General features: G+C 60.8%; 26 protein-coding genes. 14 read left to right on the forward strand and 12 right to left on the reverse strand.

Features of this window, described 5'->3' with window-relative positions:
* Positions 1-6: 6 nt before the first annotated feature.
* From QEO92_RS15880 to QEO92_RS15890, 3 genes are read right to left on the reverse strand one after another with little or no spacing between them, the layout of a single operon-like run.
* Positions 7-2,964 (reverse strand): sarcosine oxidase subunit alpha family protein, encoded by a 2,958-nt coding sequence (locus QEO92_RS15880; protein ID WP_227703667.1) that lies wholly within the window; start codon positions 2,962-2,964, stop codon positions 7-9.
* A complete protein-coding gene (locus tag QEO92_RS15885) occupies positions 2,961-3,242 on the reverse strand; it encodes a sarcosine oxidase subunit delta (RefSeq protein WP_227703668.1) in 282 nt (93 codons plus the stop codon). The genes QEO92_RS15880 and QEO92_RS15885 overlap by 4 nt, the downstream gene beginning before the upstream one ends.
* Positions 3,243-3,265: 23 nt before the next feature.
* Positions 3,266-4,516, reverse strand: coding sequence for a sarcosine oxidase subunit beta family protein (locus QEO92_RS15890; protein WP_037149199.1), 1,251 nt, complete (start codon positions 4,514-4,516; stop codon positions 3,266-3,268).
* 530 nt (positions 4,517-5,046) lie between these two features.
* Between QEO92_RS15890 and QEO92_RS15895 the strand changes: the two genes are divergently transcribed.
* The 3 genes from QEO92_RS15895 to sciP all read left to right on the forward strand — a co-directional run bounded on the left by QEO92_RS15895 (position 5,047) and on the right by sciP (position 5,924).
* Positions 5,047-5,223: a sugar transferase gene (locus tag QEO92_RS15895; protein ID WP_280107452.1), complete on the forward strand. Its 177-nt coding sequence runs from the start codon at positions 5,047-5,049 to the stop codon at positions 5,221-5,223.
* A 46-nt stretch (positions 5,224-5,269) separates the two neighbouring features.
* On the forward strand, positions 5,270-5,443 hold the full coding sequence (locus QEO92_RS15900) for a hypothetical protein (protein WP_265105701.1): 174 nt from the start codon (positions 5,270-5,272) through the stop codon (positions 5,441-5,443).
* A 205-nt stretch (positions 5,444-5,648) separates the two neighbouring features.
* Complete coding sequence (sciP, locus tag QEO92_RS15905; RefSeq protein WP_018327815.1) at positions 5,649-5,924, forward strand: CtrA inhibitor SciP; 276 nt, start codon at positions 5,649-5,651, stop codon at positions 5,922-5,924.
* A 118-nt stretch (positions 5,925-6,042) separates the two neighbouring features.
* Here sciP and QEO92_RS15910 read toward each other — a convergent pair whose 3' ends face one another.
* Positions 6,043-6,507 (reverse strand): paraquat-inducible protein A, encoded by a 465-nt coding sequence (locus QEO92_RS15910; protein WP_081952779.1) that lies wholly within the window; start codon positions 6,505-6,507, stop codon positions 6,043-6,045.
* Positions 6,508-6,619: 112 nt separating this feature from the next.
* Between QEO92_RS15910 and QEO92_RS15915 the strand changes: the two genes are divergently transcribed.
* The gene (locus QEO92_RS15915) at positions 6,620-6,898 is read left to right on the forward strand and encodes a GNAT family N-acetyltransferase (RefSeq protein ID WP_037149657.1); all 279 of its coding nucleotides are present in this window, start codon (positions 6,620-6,622) and stop codon (positions 6,896-6,898) included.
* 112 nt (positions 6,899-7,010) lie between these two features.
* Here QEO92_RS15915 and QEO92_RS15920 read toward each other — a convergent pair whose 3' ends face one another.
* The gene (locus QEO92_RS15920; protein WP_037149194.1) at positions 7,011-7,361 is read right to left on the reverse strand and encodes a hypothetical protein; all 351 of its coding nucleotides are present in this window, start codon (positions 7,359-7,361) and stop codon (positions 7,011-7,013) included.
* Positions 7,362-7,785: 424 nt separating this feature from the next.
* Here QEO92_RS15920 and ctrA point away from each other — a divergent pair, with 424 nt between their 5' ends.
* Entirely contained in the window at positions 7,786-8,487 is a 702-nt protein-coding gene (gene ctrA / locus QEO92_RS15925; protein WP_037149192.1) for a response regulator transcription factor CtrA, read from the forward strand.
* A 125-nt stretch (positions 8,488-8,612) separates the two neighbouring features.
* Here ctrA and QEO92_RS15930 read toward each other — a convergent pair whose 3' ends face one another.
* Both QEO92_RS15930 and chpT read right to left on the reverse strand, forming a co-directional pair.
* Positions 8,613-8,975: a response regulator gene (locus QEO92_RS15930; protein ID WP_037149191.1), complete on the reverse strand. Its 363-nt coding sequence runs from the start codon at positions 8,973-8,975 to the stop codon at positions 8,613-8,615.
* A 106-nt stretch (positions 8,976-9,081) separates the two neighbouring features.
* On the reverse strand, positions 9,082-9,729 hold the full coding sequence (gene chpT / locus QEO92_RS15935) for a histidine phosphotransferase ChpT (RefSeq protein WP_227703669.1): 648 nt from the start codon (positions 9,727-9,729) through the stop codon (positions 9,082-9,084).
* Positions 9,730-9,965: 236 nt separating this feature from the next.
* Here chpT and QEO92_RS15940 point away from each other — a divergent pair, with 236 nt between their 5' ends.
* Together QEO92_RS15940 and QEO92_RS15945 are read left to right on the forward strand one after the other, a co-directional pair.
* The gene (locus QEO92_RS15940) at positions 9,966-10,514 is read left to right on the forward strand and encodes a DUF1134 domain-containing protein (protein WP_407722101.1); all 549 of its coding nucleotides are present in this window, start codon (positions 9,966-9,968) and stop codon (positions 10,512-10,514) included.
* A 154-nt stretch (positions 10,515-10,668) separates the two neighbouring features.
* A complete protein-coding gene (locus QEO92_RS15945; protein WP_227703670.1) occupies positions 10,669-11,880 on the forward strand; it encodes a coiled-coil domain-containing protein in 1,212 nt (403 codons plus the stop codon).
* Positions 11,881-11,920: 40 nt separating this feature from the next.
* On the opposite strand, the gene QEO92_RS15950 is transcribed toward QEO92_RS15945, so the two are convergent.
* Together QEO92_RS15950 and QEO92_RS15955 are read right to left on the reverse strand one after the other, a co-directional pair.
* The gene (locus tag QEO92_RS15950; protein ID WP_227703671.1) at positions 11,921-12,742 is read right to left on the reverse strand and encodes a TrmH family RNA methyltransferase; all 822 of its coding nucleotides are present in this window, start codon (positions 12,740-12,742) and stop codon (positions 11,921-11,923) included.
* A complete protein-coding gene (locus QEO92_RS15955) occupies positions 12,742-13,128 on the reverse strand; it encodes a hypothetical protein (protein ID WP_227703672.1) in 387 nt (128 codons plus the stop codon). The genes QEO92_RS15950 and QEO92_RS15955 overlap by 1 nt, the downstream gene beginning before the upstream one ends.
* A gap of 38 nt (positions 13,129-13,166) precedes the next feature.
* On the opposite strand from QEO92_RS15955, the gene QEO92_RS15960 reads away from it, so the two are divergent.
* Positions 13,167-14,189, forward strand: coding sequence for an RluA family pseudouridine synthase (locus tag QEO92_RS15960; RefSeq protein ID WP_227703673.1), 1,023 nt, complete (start codon positions 13,167-13,169; stop codon positions 14,187-14,189).
* Here QEO92_RS15960 and QEO92_RS15965 read toward each other — a convergent pair.
* Positions 14,186-15,061, reverse strand: coding sequence for a DMT family transporter (locus QEO92_RS15965; protein ID WP_227703674.1), 876 nt, complete (start codon positions 15,059-15,061; stop codon positions 14,186-14,188). The genes QEO92_RS15960 and QEO92_RS15965 overlap by 4 nt on opposite strands.
* Before the next feature lie 104 nt (positions 15,062-15,165).
* Between QEO92_RS15965 and QEO92_RS15970 the strand changes: the two genes are divergently transcribed.
* The 6 genes from QEO92_RS15970 (at position 15,166) to rpoH (ending at position 19,617) form a co-directional block, all read left to right on the forward strand.
* Positions 15,166-15,873 carry a helix-turn-helix transcriptional regulator gene (locus tag QEO92_RS15970; protein WP_227703675.1) on the forward strand — a complete coding sequence of 236 codons (708 nt, stop codon included), beginning with the start codon at positions 15,166-15,168 and terminating at the stop codon, positions 15,871-15,873.
* Between the two features lie 95 nt (positions 15,874-15,968).
* The gene (locus QEO92_RS15975; protein WP_037149171.1) at positions 15,969-16,802 is read left to right on the forward strand and encodes a helix-turn-helix domain-containing protein; all 834 of its coding nucleotides are present in this window, start codon (positions 15,969-15,971) and stop codon (positions 16,800-16,802) included.
* A gap of 146 nt (positions 16,803-16,948) precedes the next feature.
* Positions 16,949-17,110, forward strand: coding sequence for a hypothetical protein (locus QEO92_RS15980; RefSeq protein WP_200883934.1), 162 nt, complete (start codon positions 16,949-16,951; stop codon positions 17,108-17,110).
* 184 nt (positions 17,111-17,294) lie between these two features.
* Positions 17,295-17,507 carry a DUF1127 domain-containing protein gene (locus QEO92_RS15985; RefSeq protein ID WP_052182811.1) on the forward strand — a complete coding sequence of 71 codons (213 nt, stop codon included), beginning with the start codon at positions 17,295-17,297 and terminating at the stop codon, positions 17,505-17,507.
* 228 nt (positions 17,508-17,735) lie between these two features.
* Positions 17,736-18,521, forward strand: a complete 786-nt coding sequence (locus QEO92_RS15990; protein ID WP_227705186.1) for a class I SAM-dependent methyltransferase — start codon at positions 17,736-17,738, stop codon at positions 18,519-18,521.
* A gap of 193 nt (positions 18,522-18,714) precedes the next feature.
* Complete coding sequence (gene rpoH, locus QEO92_RS15995) at positions 18,715-19,617, forward strand: RNA polymerase sigma factor RpoH (RefSeq protein WP_037149163.1); 903 nt, start codon at positions 18,715-18,717, stop codon at positions 19,615-19,617.
* 216 nt (positions 19,618-19,833) lie between these two features.
* On the opposite strand, the gene QEO92_RS16000 is transcribed toward rpoH, so the two are convergent.
* Positions 19,834-22,161, reverse strand: coding sequence for a hypothetical protein (locus tag QEO92_RS16000; RefSeq protein WP_227703676.1), 2,328 nt, complete (start codon positions 22,159-22,161; stop codon positions 19,834-19,836).
* Positions 22,162-22,220: 59 nt separating this feature from the next.
* Complete coding sequence (locus QEO92_RS16005) at positions 22,221-23,516, reverse strand: adenylosuccinate synthase (protein WP_227703677.1); 1,296 nt, start codon at positions 23,514-23,516, stop codon at positions 22,221-22,223.
* Between the last annotated feature and the right edge of the window lie 71 nt (positions 23,517-23,587).

The following is a 23,587-nucleotide window of genomic DNA, read 5'->3' on the forward strand; positions in this document are numbered from 1 at the left end:
CCGCCCTCAGAGATGGAGTTTCAAGTTATCGGGATCGACGAAGACCGGCGAACAGACTTCCGCCATCACCTCCGAGCCGCGCAAACCGTCCCAGACTAGGATCCGCTCGCCGAAACGCTCGCGGCCGGATTTCAGCATGGCGAGCGCGATGTAATGGCCGAGCGACGGCGAGAAACAGGCGGAGGAGACGAATCCCTGGTCGTTGGCAAGCGATGGTTTTGCCTGGTCCTTCAGCAGATGCGCCCCGGCCTTGATCTCCTTGTCCGCCTCGACGGCCTTCAAACCGACAAGCTGCAGCCGGTCGGCGGCGGTGAGCCCAAATCGCATCGAAAGGCGCTTGCCGATGAAATCGGGCTTCTGCATCGCCATCATGCGGCCGAGCCCGACATCATCTGCGGTCGTGCGGCCTTCGAGCTCACTATGGGTGACATGCCCCTTCTCGACGCGGAGCACGTTCAAGGCCTCGACGCCGTAAGCGCAGATGCCCTCGTCCCCTCCCGCCTCCATGATTGCATCGGCGACAGCCTCGCCATAACCCGCCGGCACCGCAAGCTCGTAGGCGAGTTCGCCTGAAAAGGAGAGGCGGAAGAGCCGCGCCTTCAGCCCGCCCCGTAGTACCACCTCACGAGCCGCCAGGAACGGAAAGGCGTCATCGGAAATATCGTCCTGAACGATCCGGCTCATGACGGTTCGACTTTTGGGACCTGCAAGCGACATCTGCGCCCACTGATCCGTCGAGGAAACGAAACGCACGTCGAGTTCGGGCCAGAAGGTCTGTGCGGCAAATTCCAGATGGGCAAGCACCTCGGCCGCATAAGCCGTCGTGGTGGTCATGACGTAATGATTTTCGGCAAGCCGGCTCGTCGTACCGTCGTCGAAGACGATGCCGTCCTCCCGCAGCATCAGGCCGTAGCGCGCCTTGCCGACCGGCAGTTTCAGGAAGCTGTTGGAATAGACGCGATCAAGGAGTTCGGCCGCGCCTCTCCCAAAGATCTCGATCTTGCCGAGAGTTGAGACGTCGCAGAGCCCGACATTGGCGCGGACGTTCAGAACCTCGCGGTCTACGCTTTCGCGCCAGCTTTTCTCTCCCTCTCTGGAAAACCAGGCGGAGCGGTACCAGAGTCCGGATTCCACGAAAGCGGCGCCGTTCTTCCTGGCCCAGTTCTGCAACGGCGAGGTGCGGACCGGCGCGGCATGTTCGGCCCGCACCGTGCCGGCCAGCGCGCCGAAGGAAACGGGCGTGTAGAACGGCCGGAAGGTGGTGGTGCCGATCTCGGCGGGCGAGACGCCGCGCATGCCGGCAATGATCCCCGCTGCGTTGACATTGCCGAGCTTGCCCTGGTCGGTCGCCATGCCCGCCGTCGTGTAGCGCTTGGTGTGTTCGATATGGCGGAAACCTTCGCGCTGCGCGAGCCCGAGATCGCCCACATGCACGTCGTTCTGGAAATCGACGAAGGCCTTGTCCTTCGCCCCCGGCACATACCAGAGCGGCGCGAAGGATGGATCGTATTCGCCTTCGACGTCGGGAATATCAGCGTCGTAAGCCGCAAAGCCGAGATCGCGGAGAAGCGCGCTCGCCTTGTTCGCCCCGTCCTTCAGACAGTCGGAAATCCGGTCGAATCCGGCAGCGGAGCCGGCCGCGACGAAAGCTTTTCCGATATCCGGAGCAAGGAATGCCTGTTTCTCGTCCGACCATACGGGCTTTGCCCCGCGCTGGCACATCAGGTGAATGACTGGCGACCAGCCGCCAGACATGGCGAGCGCATCACAGGCGATCATCTCTTCAAACCCGGAGCGTTCGGCGATCAGTCCATCGATGCGATGCCGGCCCTTGGTGGCGACGACCGAGCCGTTGCGGACCACGCGAACGCCCTGCGGCACCGGATCGGTGGACTGCGGCCGCGCATCGATGATCGCCGTGACGTCCACGCCCCTGGCAACGAGATCGGCTGCCGTGCGATAACCGGAGCCGCCGTTGGTGAAGACGGCGACCCTGCTCCCAACGGCAACGCCGTAGCGATTGAGATAGGTCCGCGCCGCCGCCGCAGTCATCACGCCGGGCTTGTCATTACCGCCGAACACGAGCGGCCGTTCCTCCGCGCCGGAGGCGAGGATCGCGCGCTTGGCGACGATGCGCCAGAGCCTCTCGACGGCAAGGTCCGGCGACGGCGGAGCGACATGCTTCTGCACCCTCTCGACCGCCCCGAACACCATGTCGTCATACCAGCCGAACACGGTCGTGCGCGCCATCAGCGTCACGTTCGGCAGCGCGGCAAGTTCCTCGATCACCGTACCGGCGAAGTCCGTCGCGGTCATCCCGCCGACGGAAGCGCTTTCGCCGAGCAAGGATCCGCCAAGCCTGAAGCCTTCATCCGCCAGGATGACGCGCGCTCCGGCCCGGCCGGCGGCAAGCGCTGCCATCAGCCCGGTCGGCCCGGCGCCGATGACGAGCAGGTCGCAATGCGCCCAGGATTTCTCATAACGATCGGGGTCAGCCTGCATGGCGACCTTGCCGAGACCGGCTGCGTGTCGGATCAGCGGCTCGTAAAGCCTTTCCCAGAAAAGCGCCGGCCACATGAAGGTCTTGTAGTAAAAGCCGGCCCCGAGAAAGGGCGAGAGCAGATTGTTGATCGCCCCGAAATCGTGCTTCAGCGATGGCCAGCGGTTCTGGCTCGCGGCCACGAGTCCGTCATAAAGCTCGACCACCGTCGCGCGGGCATTCGGTTCGCGGCGGGCACTGCTACCGATCGTCATCAACGCGTTCGGCTCGGCAGACCCCGCCGTCACCGCTCCGCGCGGCCGGTGATACTTGAAGCTGCGGGCCATCAGCATCTGGTCGTTGGCAAGCAGCGCCGACGCAAGCGTATCCCCCTCGAATCCCCTGAAGGTCCGGCCATCGAAGGTGAAATTGAGTAACTGGCCGCGATTGACCATACCGCCGGAAGCAAGCCGATGGGATGTCATCCGGCCGTCCTCGCCCGTTCGAAATCGTAGGCATCGCTCACGCCGAAGACCTCATGGGTGAGGTTGTCGCGATCGACCACCAGGAAACGACGACAGCCGGCCACATGGTGCCAGTATTCCTGGTAACGTCCCCTGGGATTGTCGCGGATATATACGTATCGGTGCCACTCCTCGTCCTTCGCCGTCGCAGATGGGCGCTTCGGCGCGGCAGCGCCCCGGATGGAAAACTCTTCCTTCGGTCTCGTACCGCAATGCGGACAGGTAATCAGGCTTGCCATTGGGTTTTCTCGATGGGGATGTCTCAGTGAAGGTTCGGCTGCGGCCCCTTGCCCGCCTCGTCGATCGTATAGCCGCGCTCGAACCGGTCGAGGCGCATGAAGCGCGAGACATGGTGCGTCTCGTTCTTCGCGATCAGGTGGGCGAAGCAGAAACCGGAAGCGGGCGTCGCCTTGAAGCCGCCGTAACACCAGCCGCAGTTCAGATAGAGGTTGTCGATCGGCGTGCGGTCGATGATCGGCGAACCGTCCATCGACATGTCCATCACACCGCCCCAGCTTCGCAAGACCTTTGCGCGGGAAAGGCCGGGGATCAGCGACACGCCCTCTTCCATCGTGTGCTCGACGGTCTGCAGATTGCCGCGCTGGGCATAAGAGGAATAGAAATCGATTTCGGCACCAAAGACCAGTCCGCCCTTGTCCGATTGCGATATATAGAAGTGCCCGGCGCCATAGGTGATGACGTGATCGATCACCGGCTTAAGCCCTTCCGAGACAAATGCCTGCAGCACATGCGTCTCGATCGGCAGTTCGAGATCGGCCATGCGCGCGACCGTCGTCGTATTGCCCGCAGCAGCGAGCGCCAGCTTTCCGCAACCGATGAAGCCCTTGGTCGTTTCGACACCGGTTACGCGACCGTTCTCACGGTGGATGCCGATGACCTCGCAATGCTGGATGACGTCGACGCCCAGGGCATCGGCGCCACGCGCATAGCCCCAGGCAACCGCATCGTGCCTGACGGTGCCGCCGCGCTTCTGATAGAGCCCGCCCATGATCGGGAACCGGGCATGATCGAAGTTGAGATAGGGCATCATCTTGCGGACCTGGTCGCGATCCAGCAGTTCCGCATCGACCCCGTGCATGCGCATGCCGTTGCCGCGGCGGGCATATTCGTCGCGCTGTCCATCGGAATGGAAAAGGTTGACGATGCCACGTTGCGAGACCATCGCGTTATAATTGAAGTCTTGTTCCAACCCCTCCCAGAGCTTTAGAGAAAACTCATAGAAAGGGTTATTGCCTTCGAGCAGGTAATTGGAACGGATGATCGTGGTGTTGCGGCCGACATTGCCGGAACCGAGATAGCCCTTCTCCAGCACGGCCACATTGGTGATGCCGAACTCCTTGGCGAGGTAATAGGCGGTCGAAAGCCCGTGACCGCCGCCGCCGACGATGATCACGTCGTAATGCGGCTTCGGTTGCGGCTCGCGCCAGGCCGGCTTCCATAGCCGGTTGCCCGAAAGCGCCTGCTTCAAGATGGAATATGCCGAATAGCGCATGCACCTGTCCCGTTCATTGCGGCCACACATTCGCATATGCGAGAGAAAGGACAAGCGCAATCAGGACATCCAAGGCCCTGATTGCGATAAAGGAAAATCAGGGCGGCTGCCGTTGCATATCAGGGTAAGGGCGTTCCCCCGCTGGGCATATTTTCTGCGCTCCGCTCCAACGCTATCAAAGGTTTGGCTGCGTTCGCCTCCTCGCCTTTTCCGCAGGCTCGAGACCCGGCACCGATCGAGAACGGAGCGCACCATGGCCGAGACGACTTCCAACCTGAAATGCCCTCTATCCTGCAAACAGCGCATTGACGCAAGCATACCGACTGTCGTCAAACGGTCGCTCAACATCGGCGTCTCACTGACAGTCTTGATCATGGCTCTTGCCGCGGATAATTGATGGCTGCCCTTCTGATCCGGCTCGGCTGTCCCGGACCCGCGCTCCTCACGCTGGTCTGCTGGGGCAAGGACAGTTGCAAGATCCGAGTCCACAAGTCTCGCTCCATGCGCACCTGTCTTGGTGATACGACAGGGTGGCCCAGACGACCAAGGGCGATCCGCGCATTACCCGCGTCGGCGTCGGCTTCGTCATCCGCAGAACCAATATCGACGAGCTTCCGCAGTTCCTGAATGTCCTGAACGGCGACATGCCGCTGGTCGGGCTCCACTGCCAATGCGATCGGCATGCTGGCCCCCTGCATTCCTCATGAAGATCTGGTTGCGGATTATCATCGCCGCCATTCGGTAAAGCCTGGCATGCCCGGTTTGGCACACATACGCAGTCTTCGCGGTCCCACGGATCGCCCCGGCAAGACGCGCGCCCGCATCGCCTGCGACCTCCACTACATCGACAATTTCTCGATCCTGCTCGATCCGCGCACCATGTTCGGCACGGTTCTCGTCGAACATAGGGGCGGTAAAGTCTTCTAATTCCAAGTTTTTCCGGCTGCAGGCTTGAATGGGCAACCGTTCGGCGTCTTCCACCCTCAGAGAGGAACGCGTTCTGCGCGCTGCCGGAGATCGCGCAAGGTGGGTTATCAGCAAGCTTTGAACAAATGCCGCAACCTGTTTAGTCAAATGTTAAAACTGCAGAGCTAGGCTCACGGAAGTGGTCTTGTGTTGTGTAGAGAGTCCAATGACCGAAATGATACGTCCCCGAGTAAAATATGTCATCGGTCCCGATGGCAGCCCTTTGACGATCGCCGATCTTCCGCCGGCCAATACGCGCCGCTGGGTTATCCGGAGAAAGGCAGAGGTTGTTGCCGCAGTTCGTGGTGGCCTGTTGAGCTTGGAAGAAGCCTGCGAGCGTTACACCCTCACCGTCGAGGAATTCCTGTCCTGGCAGTCCTCCATCAACGACCATGGCTTGGCCGGTCTTCGCACCACGCGCATTCAGCAATATCGCCACTAGGGACAATTCCGGAAAGCCGGACTTGGTTTTCCCCCGGGAATTGCGTTAGCCCAAGCACGAATTCACGGTAAACCGCTCGTATAGAACAAGGTGCCGCTGCAGGAGACGAACGGCACTTTCACTTTGTGCCGCCGTCAACATCCCGACCGATCCGGGTGAGCGACGGCAAAAGTCCGGCAATCACAGTCGATGCGGCATAAAACCATAGCCCCGGCTGAGAGACCGCGACTGCCAGTCCACTGGTTTTCGCCGCGAAGACCACGATTGCCACAAGCATCACATCCATCATCGACCACTTCGAGAGATGCGGCATCGCGCGGCGGAAAAGCCCTACCTCGTCAACCCGGCCTGAAAGCTGTATCGCAAGTCCGGTCAGCTTGAAGATCGGAAAGATGATCGAAAACAACCCCACCAACAGCGCCAGCCCCGTATCTCCCGTCTGAAAGAGCGACGCAACGAGTTCGACCAGTGACGGCGTTTCAGTAAAGAAATAAAGCCTCTCGAGACGGATGATCGGCAGGATAAGCCCCAGCGCCAGGAAAATTGCGGCAAGCAGAAGAAGAAGCGGCCGCACCAAGCTCATCGTTTTCCTCCGGTTGACAGTGCGGTAACCCATCGAGATGCTGCCTGGCTATTTCTCTCCGGCCTGTTGTCCCGTATTACATCATCCCGTACCAGGAGAAAGCGGGATGATCATGAATATCAGGCGTGAAGAAACACAATCCGGCGGGCGCTACGTCGCAGAGATTGACGGCTACTACGCGGAAATGACCTATTCGCGGGCGTCCCCCCGGCTCATCATCATCGACCACACCGGCGTGCCGGACGGACTGCGCGGCAAGGGCGTCGGCCAGGCATTGGCGCTACATGCGGTGGAGGACGCCCGCAAGGGCGGCTGGAAGATCATCCCCCTTTGCCCTTTCTTCAAGAGCCAGGTGGAGCGCCATCCGGATTGGCAGGATATTCTCCAGTAAGGGGAAGGTCGCGCGCGTAGACGTTGGCAAACGCGCTAAAACGGAAATCGGGCGCAGGCGCCAAAGCGCCGCCCCGCATTTGAAATATTCCGTACTATGCCGCCCGACCTTCTTAGGCTCGGGCGCGCATTCCACCATCACGCTCTTCGAGCGCCGAAGCCTTGGCGAGTTCCGCCTCCGCTTCCTCGAGCGCCAGTTCCGCACTTTCCTGCTGAACCTTCAACTCGCGAATCGAAACCTGGAGGTTGTCTGCCCGCTGCCGGGCGGCCTTCGCGAAGGTCGGATAGGCGAAGTGATTCGGATCGGCAATACCGGTCTTCTTCTCTTCGAGAATGATCTGATGTTCGAGCTCCTTGGCCATCCGCTCGAATTCGGCCATCATCATCTGCAATTGCTGCAGCTGGCGGCGCTTCTCATTAACCTGAAATCCCTTCAGGCGAACTAGGCTGTCACGCGACTTCATACGCAATACTCCGTGGATAGCGAGACCCAGGCCCGTTCATCCGGCTTGTTACACTCCGGATCAAAAAATACGCGCGGCGTTAATAAATTCTCCGCCGCGTTAACCTTTCGTTTACAGGCATCATTAATGATAATCCCGATCGTTTAAGGGTCGGTAAATACCAAGGCCTAAATTGGCTTCGACAATGTGCGAGTCGAATGAATCACTTGGCGGAATTTCCTCATCCGTCGATTCAATCTTGGTGATGGCCAATCCCTAAGAAAATCAGGCGGCTACTAATTTTACTTAACGAATTGATGTACCTTGCCAGAGGGAATCATAATTTGTTAACCATTTGGTGGCAGCTTCCAAATCAGGCTCAGTCTGGATCCGTAACGAGTAAGGGGGCGAAAAGGTACCTTACGCGGCGGTAAAGGGGAAAAATATGCGGGTTCTACTCATCGAAGATGACAGCGCGACTGCCCAGAGCATCGAGCTGATGCTGAAATCGGAAAGCTTCAATGTATATACCACCGACCTCGGTGAAGAGGGCGTCGATCTCGGCAAGCTCTATGACTACGACATCATTCTCCTCGACCTGAACCTCCCCGACATGTCGGGCTACGAAGTGCTCCGCACCCTGCGGCTGTCCAAGGTCAAGACCCCGATCCTCATCCTGTCCGGCATGGCTGGCATCGAAGACAAGGTCCGCGGCCTGGGTTTCGGCGCCGACGACTACATGACCAAGCCGTTCCACAAGGACGAACTGGTCGCCCGCATTCACGCGATCGTCCGCCGCTCGAAGGGTCATGCCCAGTCGATCATCATCACCGGCGAGCTGATCGTGAACCTTGACGCCAAGACCGTCGAAGTCGGCGGCCAGCGTGTCCACCTGACGGGCAAGGAGTACCAGATGCTGGAGCTGCTTTCGCTCCGCAAGGGCACCACGCTCACCAAGGAAATGTTCCTCAACCATCTCTATGGCGGCATGGACGAGCCGGAATTGAAGATCATTGACGTCTTCATCTGCAAGCTGCGCAAGAAGCTCGCCAACGCAGCGGGCGGCGCCAATTACATCGAAACCGTCTGGGGCCGCGGCTATGTGCTGCGCGAGCCGGATGGCAACGACTACGCCGAAATCGCCTGATCTCCCGAAAAAATATCCTATTTCGAAACGCCCGCCAGGCCCTTCTGGCGGGCGTTTTGTTTTGACCGCGCAAAGGAGGGAAACGAAACCGCAGCCAATCGGCCAGGTCGGATCGGTCCTGGCAGTTACGCCGCCTGCGCCAGACCCGAAAAGACAGAGGTCAGGATCTTGCGATCGAAGGGTTTCAGCAGGAAATCGTCGGCGCCGGCACGTTTGCCGACCATCATCTTTCTCAGATCCGCCTCGATGACGCAGTAGAAGATGCGCACGCTCTTGCCGTTCGGCATGGCGCGAACGGCAGCAATGAGATCGAGCGCGCCTTCGAGCGCTGCATCGACGATCAGGAAGTTGGGGAGTTCCGCATGGCAGCCCGTGATGGCTTCGCGCATGCTGCCGGCCTCGGCGACGAGAAAGCCCAATTCGGAAAGAATGCGTTTGCCGACCTTGCGGACGATGTCCGACTCATCGGCAATCATCAAACGCTGCATCTTGCTCCCCTTGATGCTAATCCGCCCCTTCAGGGCCAGATATCTATCATTAGGGGTACGACACTAATGAATGGTTACCTAAAGGCGCAACCCGTGCCGAATCGTCTCAGGCAGCCACAGCTTCGGCGATGAAGGCGATCTTGTCTTCCGAGACCACATATTTCAGATCCATGCCGCATTCTTCCGCAAGCAGCACCGTGTAATAGGGCTGGATCGAATGAGCATCGATCGGCTCTTCCAGGGTGCCGGTGGCGATCTCGACAAATTTCGCCGGCACGCGCATCATCCGGCCCTTCACCGTTATGGTGAATCTCGCGTCGTATTCCGGATTCTCCAGCGTGACATCGACCGAACCGCCGCGCGGAATACCCGCATAGGCGACCAGGAAGAGGTTGAGAAGCAGCTTGACGCGGTTCTTGGCGATAATCGCGCGCGGACCGCTCCAGGTAACCTCGGTCTTCTTTTCGGCCGCGGCATAATCCTTTGCGGCCTTTTCGGCCTCGCCCGTATCGATCGAAGCACCGACAGAGCCGGAAGCTCCGAAGGCAAGACGTGCGAATCTGAGACGCACTGAAGCGTTGAGAGCCGATGTGCGGATAAGATCGAGCGCGTCGGCGTCGGCCGCACCCTCGTCAAGCAGTTCGAGACCGTTGTTGATCGCGCCGACCGGAGAGATCACGTCATGGCACACGCGGCTACACAGAAGTGCCGCAAGATCTGGCCCACTAAGGGTGAGATTCGGATTCTTCGGCATGCAGGTCTCCTGATTGTGCGAATTGCCCGATCTCCTTCTGCCACGTCAAGATTGCGCAGAGATGGTGCAATGTTCTTAGGCCATAATGACACCATATTTGGTAAACCGATTGTTAAGACCATCGCCGCAAAATAGCCAAGCCTTAAGCATGATGCATGAGGCAGGCTCTGGACGATACAATAATGGATCTGACAATGCGCATCCGCACATCTACAGCCCTCGCCCGGTTCGCCTCGATGGTGTTTGCCGTGATTGCAGCCGCGCTATTCTACGCCGGCCCCGTCTCTGCCCAGCAGGGCTCCAATCAGTATTCGGCTCAGGAGATCGTCGACGCCGGTCACGGTTTCTTCGGCTCCGCCAGCGGCGGGCTGGCGAAGGTCGTTGAGAATGCCTTCCAGAAATACGGCCTGCCGAACGGATACATTCTTGGGCAAGAGGGTTCGGGTGCCTTCATCGCCGGCCTCACCTACGGCGAAGGCGAACTCTACACCAAGAATGCCGGTCAACATCCGGTCTTCTGGCAGGGGCCGTCGCTCGGCATCGATTACGGCGGACAGGGCACGCGCGCCATGATGCTGGTCTATGACCTTCCTTCCGTTGACGCTCTTTATGCGCGCTTCGGCGGAGTTTCCGGCTCGGCTTTCGTGGTTGCCGGTGTCGGCATGACCGTGCTGCGGAACAACAACGTGATTCTGGTGCCGATCCGCACCGGCATCGGCGCCCGCCTCGGCATCAATGTCGGATATCTGAAGCTCACCCGCGCGCCGACCTGGAACCCGTTCTGAGAATGAGCATTGCCCCTCCGGTCCCCGGAGGGATTTTCCATGAACGTCATCAAGGCAATCAGCCGAGCGGCCCCTTTATCGGCGCTTGCCGGCCGCATGTGCTCGTGCTTAAACAAAGCGCGCAGTACCATCCAGCTCGCGAAACGGCATTGTCGTGATCGAATTTGTTCTTCTGTTCGGCTTGGGGTTCCTGAGCGCCGCTCTTATCGCCATGCTGGTCGCGCCGGCAATCCACGGGCGCATCGTGCGTTATACGGAAAACCGCATCAGGGCGACGCTGCCGATCAGTCCGCAGGAAGTGCGCGCCCAGCGAGACATGGCGCGCGCCGCCTATGCGGCCGAGAATGCCCGTACCAAGCAGGAGCTGGTGCAGGAGCGGGAGAAGACCCTAGCGCTGCAACTCAGGAACGATACCCTCATCGAAGAAGCCAAGCGCCTGCAAAGCGAGGCTGCCGATCTGCGTTCGCAGGTCGAGAACATGGACGTCGAGGCGGCCGAGGCGCGCTCGCGACTGCGTCAGGAAGATAGCCATATCTGGCAGTTGAAGGCCGCGGTTGAAGCTGCAGAGGAAGCCGCCGCTGCCAAGGATCGGGAAATCGAGAACCTGCAGCAACGCCAATTTCGGCTGATGACCGAAGCCGACAATTTCCGCATCGACCTTTCCACACGCGACACAGAAGTGGAGAACCTGAAATTCCGCATCACGGCGCTCCGCGATGAACGCGACACGCTGCGCAACGACTTGCGGCTCCAGACCGCCCGTGCAAAGGACGCCGAAACCCGGCTGGCCCAGGAAGAACACCGGGTCCAGAGGCTCGAAGACAAGCTGGCACGAGAAATCGCCGACCGTGCTGATAAGGAACATGCGCTGGAGCGCCGCTTGGCCGAGATTGGCCGGCTCAGGGAAAAGCTCAAGGCGGCCAACGCCGAGGCTCGGGAGGCAAGCCGCGCCCTTCGCGATTCGACAACCGCACGACCGGGCATGAAGGCGGCGGCGCCGAGAAAGAAGATAGCCCCGGAGGACGTCACCGTGCGCAACCTGCCCCATACGTCAACACCGCGGCAAGCCCGGATTTCCGAAGAAGCCGGCGACAATACGCAGATCGCGGAAATAGCGGAGGAGACCCGCAATCGCGCCACCGCGTTATCGGAGCGCCTGCAGAAGGACGCCGGCGGCAACGATGAAGCGATCCGCCAGGAACTCGCCTCGATCGCCGCGAATATGGTTGCGCTGACGGCCGCCGTTGAAGGTCCCTCTTCCCCGATTCATAAGATCCTGTCCGGAAAGCCGGGAAGTGGGAAGCGGGAGAGCCTGGCCGCCAAATCTAAGCGAGCGCTCGCTGCCATCCAGGAAGGCACGACCTGACACGCCTCCTTCGAGGATGGTCTCCCATCCTTATCGACACCTAAAGCCGGCGCTGCGCCATGGCGATTTCGTAAAGCGCAATTCCCGTCGCGGTCGCCGCGTTCAGGCTGTCGAGTCCGGGCGCCTGGGCGATCCGTGCCGTCTGGATGCGCGACAGGACGTCCTGCGGCAGCCCCTCGCCCTCCGTACCGGTGATCAGCGCCATGCGATCGGAGGCCGGCACGTTACGGATTTCCACGCCACCTCTCGGCGAAAGACCCCATATGGCAAAGTCTTTCTCTGTCAGCACCGTGAGAATTTCGGATGCCGTTCCGCTTTTCGCATAGGGCAGCGACAGCACTGCGCCCACCGAGACTCGCAGTGCCTTACGGTAAAGCGGGTCACAACAGCTCTGGTCGAGCAACACGGCATCCGCGCCGAAGGCGGCGGCATTACGGAAGATCGAGCCGATGTTGTCATGGTTGGAAATGCCGAACGCGGCAACCACCAGTGCCTTTTGCGGTAGGTCGGCAATCAGTTCGGTGACGGCCCTCTCCGGCTTGCGCCGTCCGAGCGCCAGCACGCCGCGATGGAGGTGGAAGCCGGCGATCCGATCGAGCACGGCACCGGAGGCGACATAAACCGGCACATCCTCCGGAAAATCGGCAAGGATATCGGTAAGCCCGGCCACACGGTTTTCAAGCAGCAGGATTTTCTCTGCGCAAAAATCCCCGCCCGCCCGGTGCGCAGCGCCGAGCATTCTCAGCACCACCGTGCCCTCGGCGATGAATCGCCCTTCCCGCCCCGTCAGGTCGCGCTCGCGGATCGACCGGAATTCGGCGATCCGCGAGTCATCTGCATCATGGATGCGGATCGGTTCCATTATTGCGGGATCGCCACCGTCACGTCGGCGACGATGCGGCCGGCGGCAAGATCAAAGACGAAGGCCTTCCGGTCGCCGTCAAGCAGACCATAAAACAGGATCTGGCTGCCGGAGAGGGATACCGACTGGACCGAAAAGCCGGCTGGCAGTTCGGCGGTTGAAGCAAGCGGTTGTCCGGCCGGCACTGAGAAGCTGCCCGTCGAGGCGGACTGCACCGGCGCATCGGGTCGCTGCGAGACCTTGTAGACAACCGCCGCGAGGACAGCCATAAAGCAGACGAACAAGATCCCGCCCGAAACGAGCTGCAGGAGCACCATCTTCCGGCGGATTCTCTCCATCGCCGGATCAAGCGGCTCTTCCTGTTCCTCGACATCGGGTTGGGGCATGGGGGCGTCCTTGTCTGGATTGCTATCGGAATGATTGAATGAACGATCCCTTTAACGAGATAGAGCGCCAGAGGAAAGTCCTCACCGCCGGAGAGGAGGCCGAAGGGCGGCTGGATGCCTGGCTGACGTCCGCGCTGGAGGGCGAATTTTCGCGGAGCCGCATCAAGAGCCTGATCGAGCAGGGCGCGGTCCTCCTGAACGGCAAGCCGGCCACCGAGCCGAAGAAGAAGATCGCAGTCGGCGACAAGGTGGAAATCGAGCTTCCGGAGCCGGAAGATCCGGAACCCAAGGGCGAGAACATCCCGCTCGACGTGCTCTACGAGGACGACGACCTGATCGTCATTGCCAAGCCCGCCGGCCTCGTCGTCCATCCCGGCGCCGGCAACTGGACCGGTACGCTGGTCAACGCGCTGATCCACCATTGCGGAACGAGCCTTTCCGGCATCGGTGGCGTCAGGCGCCCCGGCATCGTCCACCGCCTCGACAAGGATACGAGCGGTGTCATGGTCGTCGCCAAGAACGACATCGCCCACCGACATCTTGCCGAACAGTTCGCCGATCATGGCCGGTCGGGGCCGCTGGAGCGCGCCTACCAGGCAGTCGTCTGGGGTCGGCCCAAACAGCTCCGGGGCACGATCGACGCACCGCTCGGCCGCTCCGGCGCCGACCGCACCAAGCGTGCCGTGAAGCGCGAGGACAGTGAGGATGCGCGCGAAGCCGTCACTCATTACGAGGTGATCGAGCGCTTCCACGAGAAGCCGGATGCCACCACGCTTGCCTCGCTGATCGAATGCCGGCTGGAAACCGGCCGCACGCACCAGATTCGCGTCCACATGGCCCATATCGGCAATCCATTGATCGGCGATCCGGATTATTCGGCGGGCTTCAGGACGAAAGCCAATCTTTTGCCGGAACCGGCGAAGAGCGTCGTCAACCGCTTTCCGCGACAGGCGCTGCATGCCTATCTGCTGGTTTTCGAACACCCGCGCACGGGCGAGGTGATGGAATTCGAAGCCCCCATGCCGGAAGATATGGAAGAGTTGATCGACGCCCTCCGCTAGGTCGCCCCGGGCATCGCCTCCCGCCGCCGCAGGTCAAAAAGCACGTGGAGAAGAACCGCTGCCATCACCACGCTTCCGCCAAGCAGCGTCGCCTCCTCCAGCCTCTCTCCAAGGAAGAGCCAGACCCAGAAGGGCGCGAGCGGCGCATCGAGCGCGCCGATCAATGCCGTCTCGACCGGCGGCAGCAGCCGGGCGCCGTATAGGAGAAGACCGATGCCGAGCGCAAAACCAAGGATGCCGAAAAGCGAGACGATCGCGATATCCTGCAGCGAGGCGGCAAGGGGTGCCGAAAACGGCAGGGAGAGAAGGGCGCTGAGGAGAGCGGCAAGCCCCGCCGTGATAAGAACCGGCTGATCCGGGTAGCGCCGCATCAGCACCGTCATCAGCGCCACGCAAACCGTCATTCCGAAGGCCAGAAGATCGCCGAGGAGGCCGCCGGCCTCCCCCGCCCCGACCATGACGATCACCCCGGCCATCGCGGCAAGGCTCGCCACCAGCGCACTTCGCCCCGGCCGCTCGCCCAGCAAGGCAAAGCCAAGGCCCGCGGATACGAAGGGACATGTCGCGAAAATGATCGAGACATGCGCGACACTTGTCTCCTGCAGCGCTGTGATGAACAGCATCATGCCGACGCCAGAGGCGATGCAAATCGCCAGCCCGGGTCGGCCCAGACGAGGGAGCGCATGAAAGCCACGCTGCGGCGCGATGATTAAAAGCAAGAGGAACAACGCTGTACCGCCGGCGATGCCGCGCCAGACGAGGATCGTCGCGCTGTCCAGCGAGACCAGCCGCGTCATCAGACCCGCCGTGCTAAGGACGACGGTGGAAAAGAGAACGACGATCAGACCGGTTATATATGGCGAAAATTTCATGGGTCTGCCCGAAGCTGCTAAATCGGAGCGAGAACTATCAGATCGGTGCTGACAACAGTCTGTCAGCAATGTTCAATTGGCCGGAATTTCGAAGGAGTGCCGCAATGGCGCGATCGGGCCGCATGTTCGAGATCATCCAGATGCTGCGCACCTCCCGCTCGCCGCTGACGGCAGAGGCGATAGCCGCCCGGCTGGAGGTGACGAAACGCACGGTCTACCGGGACATCGCCACCTTGCAGGCGACGCGCGTGCCGATCGAAGGCGCGGCGGGTATCGGCTATGTGATGCGTCGCGGCTTCGACCTCCCTCCCCTGATGTTCACACCGGAGGAGATGGAGGCGATCACCGTCGGCCTGTCGCTGATTGCACGGACGGGGGACCATAGCCTCGAGGAAGCGGGCGCAACCGCAATGGCGAAGATCAGCGAAGTCCTGCCGTCCTCCGAGCCGTCAACCGCTCAGACGCATCTCTTCGTTTCTTCGTGGCATGCTATCCCGGATCCGGCATTCGACTTGCGGCTGCTGCGCCGAGCCATCCGCGAGGAACGCAAGCTTGAGCTCCGTTATCGCGACGGTGTCGGCAACTTGACGCAACGCATCGTCTGCCCCCTCGCCATCATCTATTATATCGACGGCATCCTGCTGGCCGGGTTCTGCGAACTGCGCCAGGATTTTCGCCACTTCCGCCACGACCGTATCGAGGAATGTGAACCGCTTGACCTACGGTTCCAGGGGCAAAGCGCCGCCCTGCGCAAGATGTGGCGGGATTCGCACGACCTCTTCCATTATGAAACGGAAGAAAATCCGCCCTGATGCATCAAGTCGCCTGCACTGAGCCGAAGGGCATGATTCGGGTGGTTGCAACGCCCGGCAAAGTCTATATTGGCCGGCGATAGTCAGAGGCACCGATGAGCCAGTTTGCGGTTACGAAACTTCTTGATACGGACTTGATCAAGGTCCGCGATGTCGTGTGCAACGGCGACTGCCGTCACCGGAGCGGTGAGGAATGCTCACATGCGACCAGCCTCGTCTTTCCCTATCGCGGCGTCTTCATCCGCCATGTCGGCCGCGATGACACGGTGGCGGAAGCCAATCAGGTGCTCTTCTTCAACTGCGATCAGGCCTATCAGATCAGCCATCCGGTCGAAGGCGGCGATTCCTGCCTCAGTATGGATGTACCCGAACCAATGCTGGAGGAACTGGTGCCGAAAGCGCATCGCAACTCCAGGGGCTCGCGCTTCATCTTCAACAAACAGCGGCTTCGGATCGATGCCCGTGCACAGGCGCTCGTTGCCCTGCTACGCCATAGCCTGATGCGCGGCACGGCCGAAACGCTGGAGGGGGAGACGCTCGCCATGACGCTGGTGCGCAGGGCAGTCGGCGAACGCACGGCGCGCGCGGCAACTGCCAGCGCCGGACGCCAGAAGCTGGTAGACCGGGCAAAGCTTGCACTTTCCTCCGATCTCGCGCGCCGCTGGACACTTGCCGACATCGCCAGGGAGGCTGGCGTCTCACCCGTCTACCTCACGCAAGTCTTCCAGCAGGTGGAAGGCACGCCGCTCTACCGCTACCAGCTTCGCCTCAGGCTCGCCCGTGCGCTGGACCTGCTCGGCAGCTACGACGATCTGACCCAGCTTGGTCTCGAACTCGGCTTTTCGAGCCATAGCCATTTCTCTTCCGCCTTCCGGCAGGCCTATGGCCGTACGCCGGCAGAATTCCAGCGCTTCGCTGGCCTGAGGTAGAGCAATTCCGGGAAAGTGTGCCGCGGTTTTCCGTCCGGAATTGCGCAAGAACAAGGAGCCTTCGAAAATCGCTAAAGATTCTGACAGCGGAAAATCCCGTCAGGTGTTTTTCTTATCCCGTAAACTCAATACCGGGAGATAATGCCATGAAGGAGAATACCTGTGCGGCCTGTGACTGCGAGCTCGATGCGACGCGGATCGCGGTGAAAATCGGCGGCAGGACGGTCGAGGTCTGCTGCGAGGAATGCGCGGTGGCGCTCCGGGAAGCGGAAGCTGCGACCCGGGCGGTTCAGACCGCCGACAAATAACGCAAGGAGGCGGGCACCGACCGCCCGCCTCCCGATCGCGGCTGCAATCAGCCAGCGTCCTTTCAGGAGACGAACAATGAGGAATGAGAACCGGGCGGTCTTCGACCGCGCCTCGGAACAATGCGACTTTGCCATAAAACTGCCGCCGGCCGTCGATGCCCCCTTCCCGGCCGACGAGGAGGCTATGGCGGAACCGCCAGCCAGGCGATCGATGGTCGGACGCCTGATCGACCTGATCGGCAGGAAACTGCGCCAGCGACGCAACCGCCTGGCGTTGCTGGAACTGAGCGACGACCAATTGAAGGATGTCGGCCTCTCACGCAGCCAGGCCCATAGCGGCGAATACAGTCGTTACCGTCGCAGCGCCTCCCATGCGCTGGAACGGAATTGCCGCTGAGATGGGGCAAAATGGAGAAGAAAAAGGGGTGGCTATCAGCCTGTCTTTGCTGGCATCGACTTCGCCTATCCAGATGAAACACAGACACACTTTCATTTTATTTTTTATATTGCTATCATGTTATTTGGAAATACAACGAATCAACGCGAAAAATTAGGAATAAACTTCAACATAGAGCGTTTTATTTCCACCGATCGGCGGATATTGGGAGGAAAAGGCGCCAAAGGGATGAATTCGACCATCCGAAAGTTCATCTTTCGCGATCTGCAGACGGTCGAGGGATATATCGATCCTCCCGACGCGCTGGTCTTTCTGTCCCTTTTGAAGGCACAGACGGAAAGGGGGCTGAACGGAGGCATTGCGGAAATCGGCGTCTATTACGGACGCACCTACTTTCTCTTCAGGAGGATAAGCGGGAAGAGAGGCAGGATACTGGCGATCGATCTCTTCGACATCGAGCAGGCGCCGGGCGGAGCGGAGACGCAATACAGCCGCTTCATCGACAATGGCCGGCGTCTCGGTCTGCCCATCGATGAAGACCTGGTCATCAGGAGGGACAGCGCGCGCGTTCAGGCGGACGAGATTGTCGGGAAGATCGGGTACGCTCGTTTCTTCAGCATCGATGGCGGCCACATGCTCCATCATGTCACCGCCGACAGCAGACTTGCAGCCGACAGTCTTGCCGACCATGGGATCATCGCCTTCGATGACACGTTCAATCCAGCCTGGCCGGAGGTGACAGTGGGGCTGGCGGATTTCCTGCGGCAGCGGGAGGGTACATTTTCAGCCTTCTGCATGACGAAGTACAGAACCTATGTCTGTCGCAGCCAGTTTTATGAGTTCTATTGTAACGTGATCAAAAAAGCTCCCGACCTGCTCGCGTTCGAACACTTGGAAACGCAGTTCCTGGGTTCAAAAGTAGCAAGATTGCACAATCCGCTGGGCCGGAGAATCCTGTATGAATTGATGGTACGGTCAGGTATGAGCGTCTTTTCGGAGCGCGTTTACCGGTGAGAACGGACAGCGGAATCATTACCAACATGTAATGATATAACGCTTCCGTGATCACTTGAATCACGGTTCTGCCGCACTTATTTGTTAGCTGGGTTGGTGCGGGGTCGGAAATGACCCGCGCCATTCGGTTCGCCTTCAGCTTGCATCGCTAAATCTTGAGAGGGAGCCGACAACGATCGGAAAGGGGTGCTTTATGGCCCGTAATACTTTGCCTTCCATTACCGCCGGCGAAGCCGGCCTCAACCGTTATCTCGATGAAATCCGCAAGTTCCCCATGCTGGAACCCCAGCAGGAATACATGCTTGCGAAGCGCTATGCCGAACATGGCGACCGTAATGCGGCCCACAAGCTGGTGACGAGCCACCTGCGTCTCGTTGCGAAGATTGCCATGGGCTATCGCGGTTATGGTCTGCCGATCGGCGAAGTCGTATCCGAGGGCAATGTCGGTCTCATGCAGGCCGTCAAGAAGTTCGATCCGGATCGCGGCTTCCGGCTTGCGACCTATGCCATGTGGTGGATCAAGGCCTCGATCCAGGAATATATCCTGCGCTCCTGGTCGCTCGTGAAGATGGGCACCACCGCCAACCAGAAGCGCCTCTTCTTCAACCTGCGCCGGCTGAAGGGCCGGATCCAGGCGATCGATGAGGGCGATCTGAAGCCGGACCAGGTCAAGGAAATCGCCACCAAGCTCAAAGTCTCCGAAGAGGAAGTGGTTTCGATGAACCGCCGCCTTTCGGGTGACGCGTCGCTGAACGCGCCGATCCGCGCCACGGAGGGCGAATCCGGCCAATGGCAGGATTGGCTGGTGGACGAGCATGACAGCCAGGAGGACGTGCTGATCGAGCAGGACGAACTCGATACACGCCGCCGGATGCTGGCAAAGGCCATGGGCGTCCTGAACGACCGCGAACGCCGCATCTTCGAAGCCCGCCGCCTCTCCGAGGAACCGGTGACGCTGGAAGAGCTTTCGGCGGAGTTCGACATCAGCCGCGAACGCGTGCGCCAGATCGAGGTTCGTGCCTTCGAAAAAGTGCAGGAAGCCGTACAAAAGGAAGCGCTTGCCCAGGCAAATGCGCTCCGCGTCGTCGACGCCTGATCCATATAAAGCGAACGTGCAAAAGGGGCTGCTTCGGCGGCCCTTTTCTTTTTTAATAGGTCGGCTCGAAGAAACCTTGCGAACACCGGTACCAAACAAGGTTGTAGCCTGCCCAGGCTTTTCAGCATCCTGCGCTGGAAATTTTCGATTTTGAAATAGGAAGGCCCGGCGTCACAACCGCCGGGCCTTCCTGATATTCATTGGCTGTCGGCAGAATTATTGTCCGCTCGTCGCCGTGCCCAGCGCGTTCCATTCGTTGATCGCTTCGTTGAAGACGCGCTCGCCCTCCTGCCCTTTCTGAAGGGTGAACAGGGCCCGACGTCCATTGCGATAGGCGACCGGAATGTCCATCCAGTTGCGGCTGCGCAGGAGCTCCAGATTGGTCGCGCGCGCATCGGGGAAATCGTTGAGCGCGATCATATGGAAGTCGTCGGTGATCTTGGCCGGCACCGCTATCAGGGCGTTGCCGCGGTCCTGTTCGGTCTGCTTCATGGCAATGCGCTGCACGCTGTCGATCGCGCCGCCTTCGAAGTCAGGCGGTACGGCAAAGACGATTTCGATCAGGTGGCTCGCCGGCAGGGACGAATCCGTGTTGCGCTTCAAGGTAACAAGCGCGCTAAGTCCCCTTCCCGGCACCGTAACGCGTCCCTGAATGACCGGCTCCTGCTGGCCGTTCGCCCCGGCTTCGCGCTGCAGCGACCACGAGACCGCGCCGTCGATTGCCGTCGGTGCCGTCTGGCCGATTCGCTCCTCGTAGAGGAATATCTTCTCGCCCGACAGTGCCGGAACGTCCGCCGGATTTGCCGATGGCGCATTGGCAGACGGTGCAGCGGCATTCGGAGCGGATTCAGCGGGAGCAGACCCGGCTGGCGCGGGAGCGTTCGATGCCGGTGGGGTTGCGGCAGGCTCCGGCGTTGCGGGTGGCGAGTTGAGCTGGGCCACCGACTGGCCTTCGGCGTTCTGCGCCAGGCTGCCGACATCGCCCGGCCCGTCATCCAACTCGCTGCCATCCGGCATAAGGCGCTGCGTGAATTTCGTCCCGGCAGAAGAGCCGTCTGCCGGCGCCGGCGTCGTAGGAGCCGACGGATTCTCCGCGTTGTTCTGCGGAGCCGGTGCCGGCGTTGCAGGTGTCCCGCTTGGTGTGGGATTGGCAGGCGCCGGTGTCGGCGTCTGCTCTGCCGTCTGGCTGCCCGGCAAGCTGGACTGGATCAAGCCATCGACCATGTCGTTCAGCGAATCACGATTGAGCCAGATCGCATAGCCACCGGCGCCGACCAGAGCCAATCCGATGATGGCGAGAATGATGCCGGCGTAATTGCGCTTGCGGACGGGCGTGACCCGGTAGGGCCGGGCCGGCGCAGGCATGAGGTCATCCGCATCGGCTTCCGTATGCAGCGCGCTCTGCGGCGAGGCGGTCGAAGAGGATGCGTCCTTGTTGTAGCCGATGAGTTCCTCAAGATCGCCCCAAGGATCACTTTCGGCTGATTTCACATCCGTCTTGGGCTTCTGATCAAGATAGTCGGCAAAGGGATCGGCACTTGCCGTCGAGCCTGTTTCCGATCGCGGCGGTGGAATATCCGGAAGATCGGAAACCGAAGGCATCCGAACCGTATCCGCAGCAGCATGGGTTTGCGGATGGAAATGCGCATCGACCGCTTCAGCCGTTACCCCCCGGTCGATCGGCTCGACGGGGCCGGTCGGAACGAGTTCCGGCACGTCGTTCCAAACGGCAGCGACATGGGCCCCGTGGCTCGGGGCAGGAGCCGACGTCTCCTGCCAGCCCCAATCCTCGACCGGCTCCGGCTGCCCCACGACGGACCCGGGCGTCTCAGTACCCGAGGCCTGAACGGGCTCCGGCTGCTCCGGCTCCGAATGGTCGTAGGCCGGAGGCGCCGAGACGGGCTCTTCCGGCGGTATGTCATCACGCCAATCGCCGTATTTCGGGACTGCCGGCTCTTCTTCGGCGGATGCGGAAGCGACGGCCTCCTCTTCACCAAAAGCAGGCGGCTCCCCGACAGGCGCATCCTCGGTTGCACGCTCCGCCTGAATGCCGGCCGGCGACGGCTCCTCAAGGCTCTCGTCCTGTTGAACTGGTGCCGGCTCGACCTCAACCGGCTCGGGCTGGGCCTGGTAGGCTTCGGGCGCTTGCTCTGAAGCCTCTGCCGGCTGCTCTTCCTCGTAATGTTCGGCGACCGGCTGACTGGCCTGCTCTTCGAGCTCTTCCGCCGGTTCCCCTGCGGCCCTTTCGGTCCCCGGCTCTTCGCCGTATTGTTCGACTGGCGCCTCTTCCGTGACCGGCGGCGCGGCAGCAGCATCGTCGACAGGTTCAAGCGCTTCGGTATGTTCGCTCTCGACTTCCGTGATCGCGGCTTCGAGCTTCTCCATCTGCCGAAGCAGCATGTCTTCCGGCGGGCGCGGCTTCATGTTCTCGAGCTGCCGCTGAACGGCACCACGAGCCTTATCATACACCTTCGCACGCATCTCCGGCGTATTGTTCGCCAGTCCGTCAACGGCGCGGCGGATCACCGCAACAAAATCAGCCATCAGCACTTTCTCATGATCGCCGGACCGAAAGCCGGCCGAATGGTAACCAATATTTGACTTTAATCTTCAAATGGGTCGGTCACAAGTATGGTGTCCTCCCGCTCCGGACTGGTGGACAGGAGCGCGACCGGAGCACCGATCAGTTCCTCCACCTGGCGAACATATTTGATCGCCTGGGCCGGCAAATCGGCCCATTTGCGGGCACCGACCGTCGATTCCTTCCAGCCTTCCAGCGTGACGTAGATAGGCTCGGCGCGCGCCTGGGCACCTTGGCTGGCCGGAAGATGGTCGATTTCGACGCCATCCAGCTTGTAGCCGACGCAGATCTTCAGCTCGTCGAGACCGTCGAGCACGTCGAGTTTGGTCAGCGCAATACCGGTGATTCCATTGGTGGCGACCGACTGGCGCACGAGAGCCGCATCGAACCAGCCGCAACGGCGCTTGCGGCCCGTCACAGTACCGAATTCATGTCCCCGTTCGCCCAGGAACTGGCCGATTTCGTCCTTGAGTTCGGTCGGGAACGGGCCTTCGCCCACCCGGGTCGTATAGGCCTTGGTGATTCCGAGGATATAGCCGAGCGAACCCGGTCCCATGCCCGAACCGGCAGCCGCCTGGCCGGCCACCGTATTGGAGGACGTGACGAAGGGGTATGTGCCGTGGTCGATGTCGAGCAGCGAGCCCTGCGCACCTTCGAAAAGGATGCGCGCGCCCTTGCGGCGTTCCCTGTCAAGCAGTTCCCAGACCGTCTCGCGGTATGGGAGCACGCGTTCGGCGACTGAGGTCAGTTCTTCCATGATCGCGGCGTGAGAAACTTCCTTTTCGCCGAGGCCACGACGAAGCGCGTTGTGGTGGGTGAGGATGCGATCGACCTTGCCCGGCAGCGTTTCCATGTCCGCAAGGTCCATGACGCGGATGGCGCGGCGGCCGACCTTGTCCTCATAGGCCGGGCCGATGCCGCGACGGGTCGTGCCGATTTTGGTACCGCTGTTGGAAGCGGCATCCTCGCGCATGGCGTCGAGTTCGCGGTGCAAAGACAGAATCAGCGTCGCATTGTCGGCAATGCGCAGCACCTCGGGCGTCACCGCCACGCCCTCACCGCGCAGCTTCTCTATCTCGGCCACGAAGTGATGGGGATCGACCACGACGCCGTTGCCGATGACGCTGAGCTTGCCCCGCACGATGCCGGACGGCAGGAGGGAAAGCTTGTAGCTGACACCATCGATGACGAGCGTATGGCCGGCGTTATGACCGCCCTGGAAGCGCACGACGATATCGGCGCGCTCGGAAAGCCAATCGACAATCTTGCCCTTGCCTTCGTCGCCCCATTGCGAACCCACCACGACTACATTCGTCATTCTTTGCTTCCTATGATCTGGGCAAAGCCCACGCAACCATACGCGCATCGTCCATAAGTCAATATTGATTG

This window comes from Neorhizobium petrolearium (assembly GCF_029854435.1).
In the GTDB taxonomy this organism is placed as follows: Bacteria; Pseudomonadota; Alphaproteobacteria; order Rhizobiales; family Rhizobiaceae; genus Neorhizobium; species Neorhizobium petrolearium.

Excerpts from the sequence above, each read along its gene's own strand:
- QEO92_RS15880 (WP_227703667.1), bottom strand. The coding sequence starts at position 2,964 with ATGACATCCCATCGGCTTGCTTCCGGCGGTATGGTCAATCGCGGCCAG.
- QEO92_RS15885 (WP_227703668.1), bottom strand. The coding sequence starts at position 3,242 with ATGGCAAGCCTGATTACCTGTCCGCATTGCGGTACGAGACCGAAGGAA.
- QEO92_RS15890 (WP_037149199.1), bottom strand. The coding sequence starts at position 4,516 with ATGCGCTATTCGGCATATTCCATCTTGAAGCAGGCGCTTTCGGGCAAC.
- QEO92_RS15900 (WP_265105701.1), top strand. The coding sequence starts at position 5,270 with ATGCCCGGTTTGGCACACATACGCAGTCTTCGCGGTCCCACGGATCGC.
- sciP (WP_018327815.1), top strand. The coding sequence starts at position 5,649 with ATGACCGAAATGATACGTCCCCGAGTAAAATATGTCATCGGTCCCGAT.
- QEO92_RS15910 (WP_081952779.1), bottom strand. The coding sequence starts at position 6,507 with ATGAGCTTGGTGCGGCCGCTTCTTCTTCTGCTTGCCGCAATTTTCCTG.
- QEO92_RS15915 (WP_037149657.1), top strand. The coding sequence starts at position 6,620 with ATGAATATCAGGCGTGAAGAAACACAATCCGGCGGGCGCTACGTCGCA.
- QEO92_RS15920 (WP_037149194.1), bottom strand. The coding sequence starts at position 7,361 with ATGAAGTCGCGTGACAGCCTAGTTCGCCTGAAGGGATTTCAGGTTAAT.
- ctrA (WP_037149192.1), top strand. The coding sequence starts at position 7,786 with ATGCGGGTTCTACTCATCGAAGATGACAGCGCGACTGCCCAGAGCATC.
- QEO92_RS15930 (WP_037149191.1), bottom strand. The coding sequence starts at position 8,975 with ATGCAGCGTTTGATGATTGCCGATGAGTCGGACATCGTCCGCAAGGTC.
- chpT (WP_227703669.1), bottom strand. The coding sequence starts at position 9,729 with ATGCCGAAGAATCCGAATCTCACCCTTAGTGGGCCAGATCTTGCGGCA.
- QEO92_RS15940 (WP_407722101.1), top strand. The coding sequence starts at position 9,966 with ATGGTGTTTGCCGTGATTGCAGCCGCGCTATTCTACGCCGGCCCCGTC.
- QEO92_RS15950 (WP_227703671.1), bottom strand. The coding sequence starts at position 12,742 with ATGGAACCGATCCGCATCCATGATGCAGATGACTCGCGGATCGCCGAA.
- QEO92_RS15955 (WP_227703672.1), bottom strand. The coding sequence starts at position 13,128 with ATGCCCCAACCCGATGTCGAGGAACAGGAAGAGCCGCTTGATCCGGCG.
- QEO92_RS15960 (WP_227703673.1), top strand. The coding sequence starts at position 13,167 with ATGAACGATCCCTTTAACGAGATAGAGCGCCAGAGGAAAGTCCTCACC.
- QEO92_RS15965 (WP_227703674.1), bottom strand. The coding sequence starts at position 15,061 with ATGAAATTTTCGCCATATATAACCGGTCTGATCGTCGTTCTCTTTTCC.
- QEO92_RS15970 (WP_227703675.1), top strand. The coding sequence starts at position 15,166 with ATGGCGCGATCGGGCCGCATGTTCGAGATCATCCAGATGCTGCGCACC.
- QEO92_RS15975 (WP_037149171.1), top strand. The coding sequence starts at position 15,969 with ATGAGCCAGTTTGCGGTTACGAAACTTCTTGATACGGACTTGATCAAG.
- QEO92_RS15980 (WP_200883934.1), top strand. The coding sequence starts at position 16,949 with ATGAAGGAGAATACCTGTGCGGCCTGTGACTGCGAGCTCGATGCGACG.
- QEO92_RS15985 (WP_052182811.1), top strand. The coding sequence starts at position 17,295 with ATGGCGGAACCGCCAGCCAGGCGATCGATGGTCGGACGCCTGATCGAC.
- QEO92_RS15990 (WP_227705186.1), top strand. The coding sequence starts at position 17,736 with ATGAATTCGACCATCCGAAAGTTCATCTTTCGCGATCTGCAGACGGTC.
- rpoH (WP_037149163.1), top strand. The coding sequence starts at position 18,715 with ATGGCCCGTAATACTTTGCCTTCCATTACCGCCGGCGAAGCCGGCCTC.
- QEO92_RS16000 (WP_227703676.1), bottom strand. The coding sequence starts at position 22,161 with ATGGCTGATTTTGTTGCGGTGATCCGCCGCGCCGTTGACGGACTGGCG.
- QEO92_RS16005 (WP_227703677.1), bottom strand. The coding sequence starts at position 23,516 with ATGACGAATGTAGTCGTGGTGGGTTCGCAATGGGGCGACGAAGGCAAG.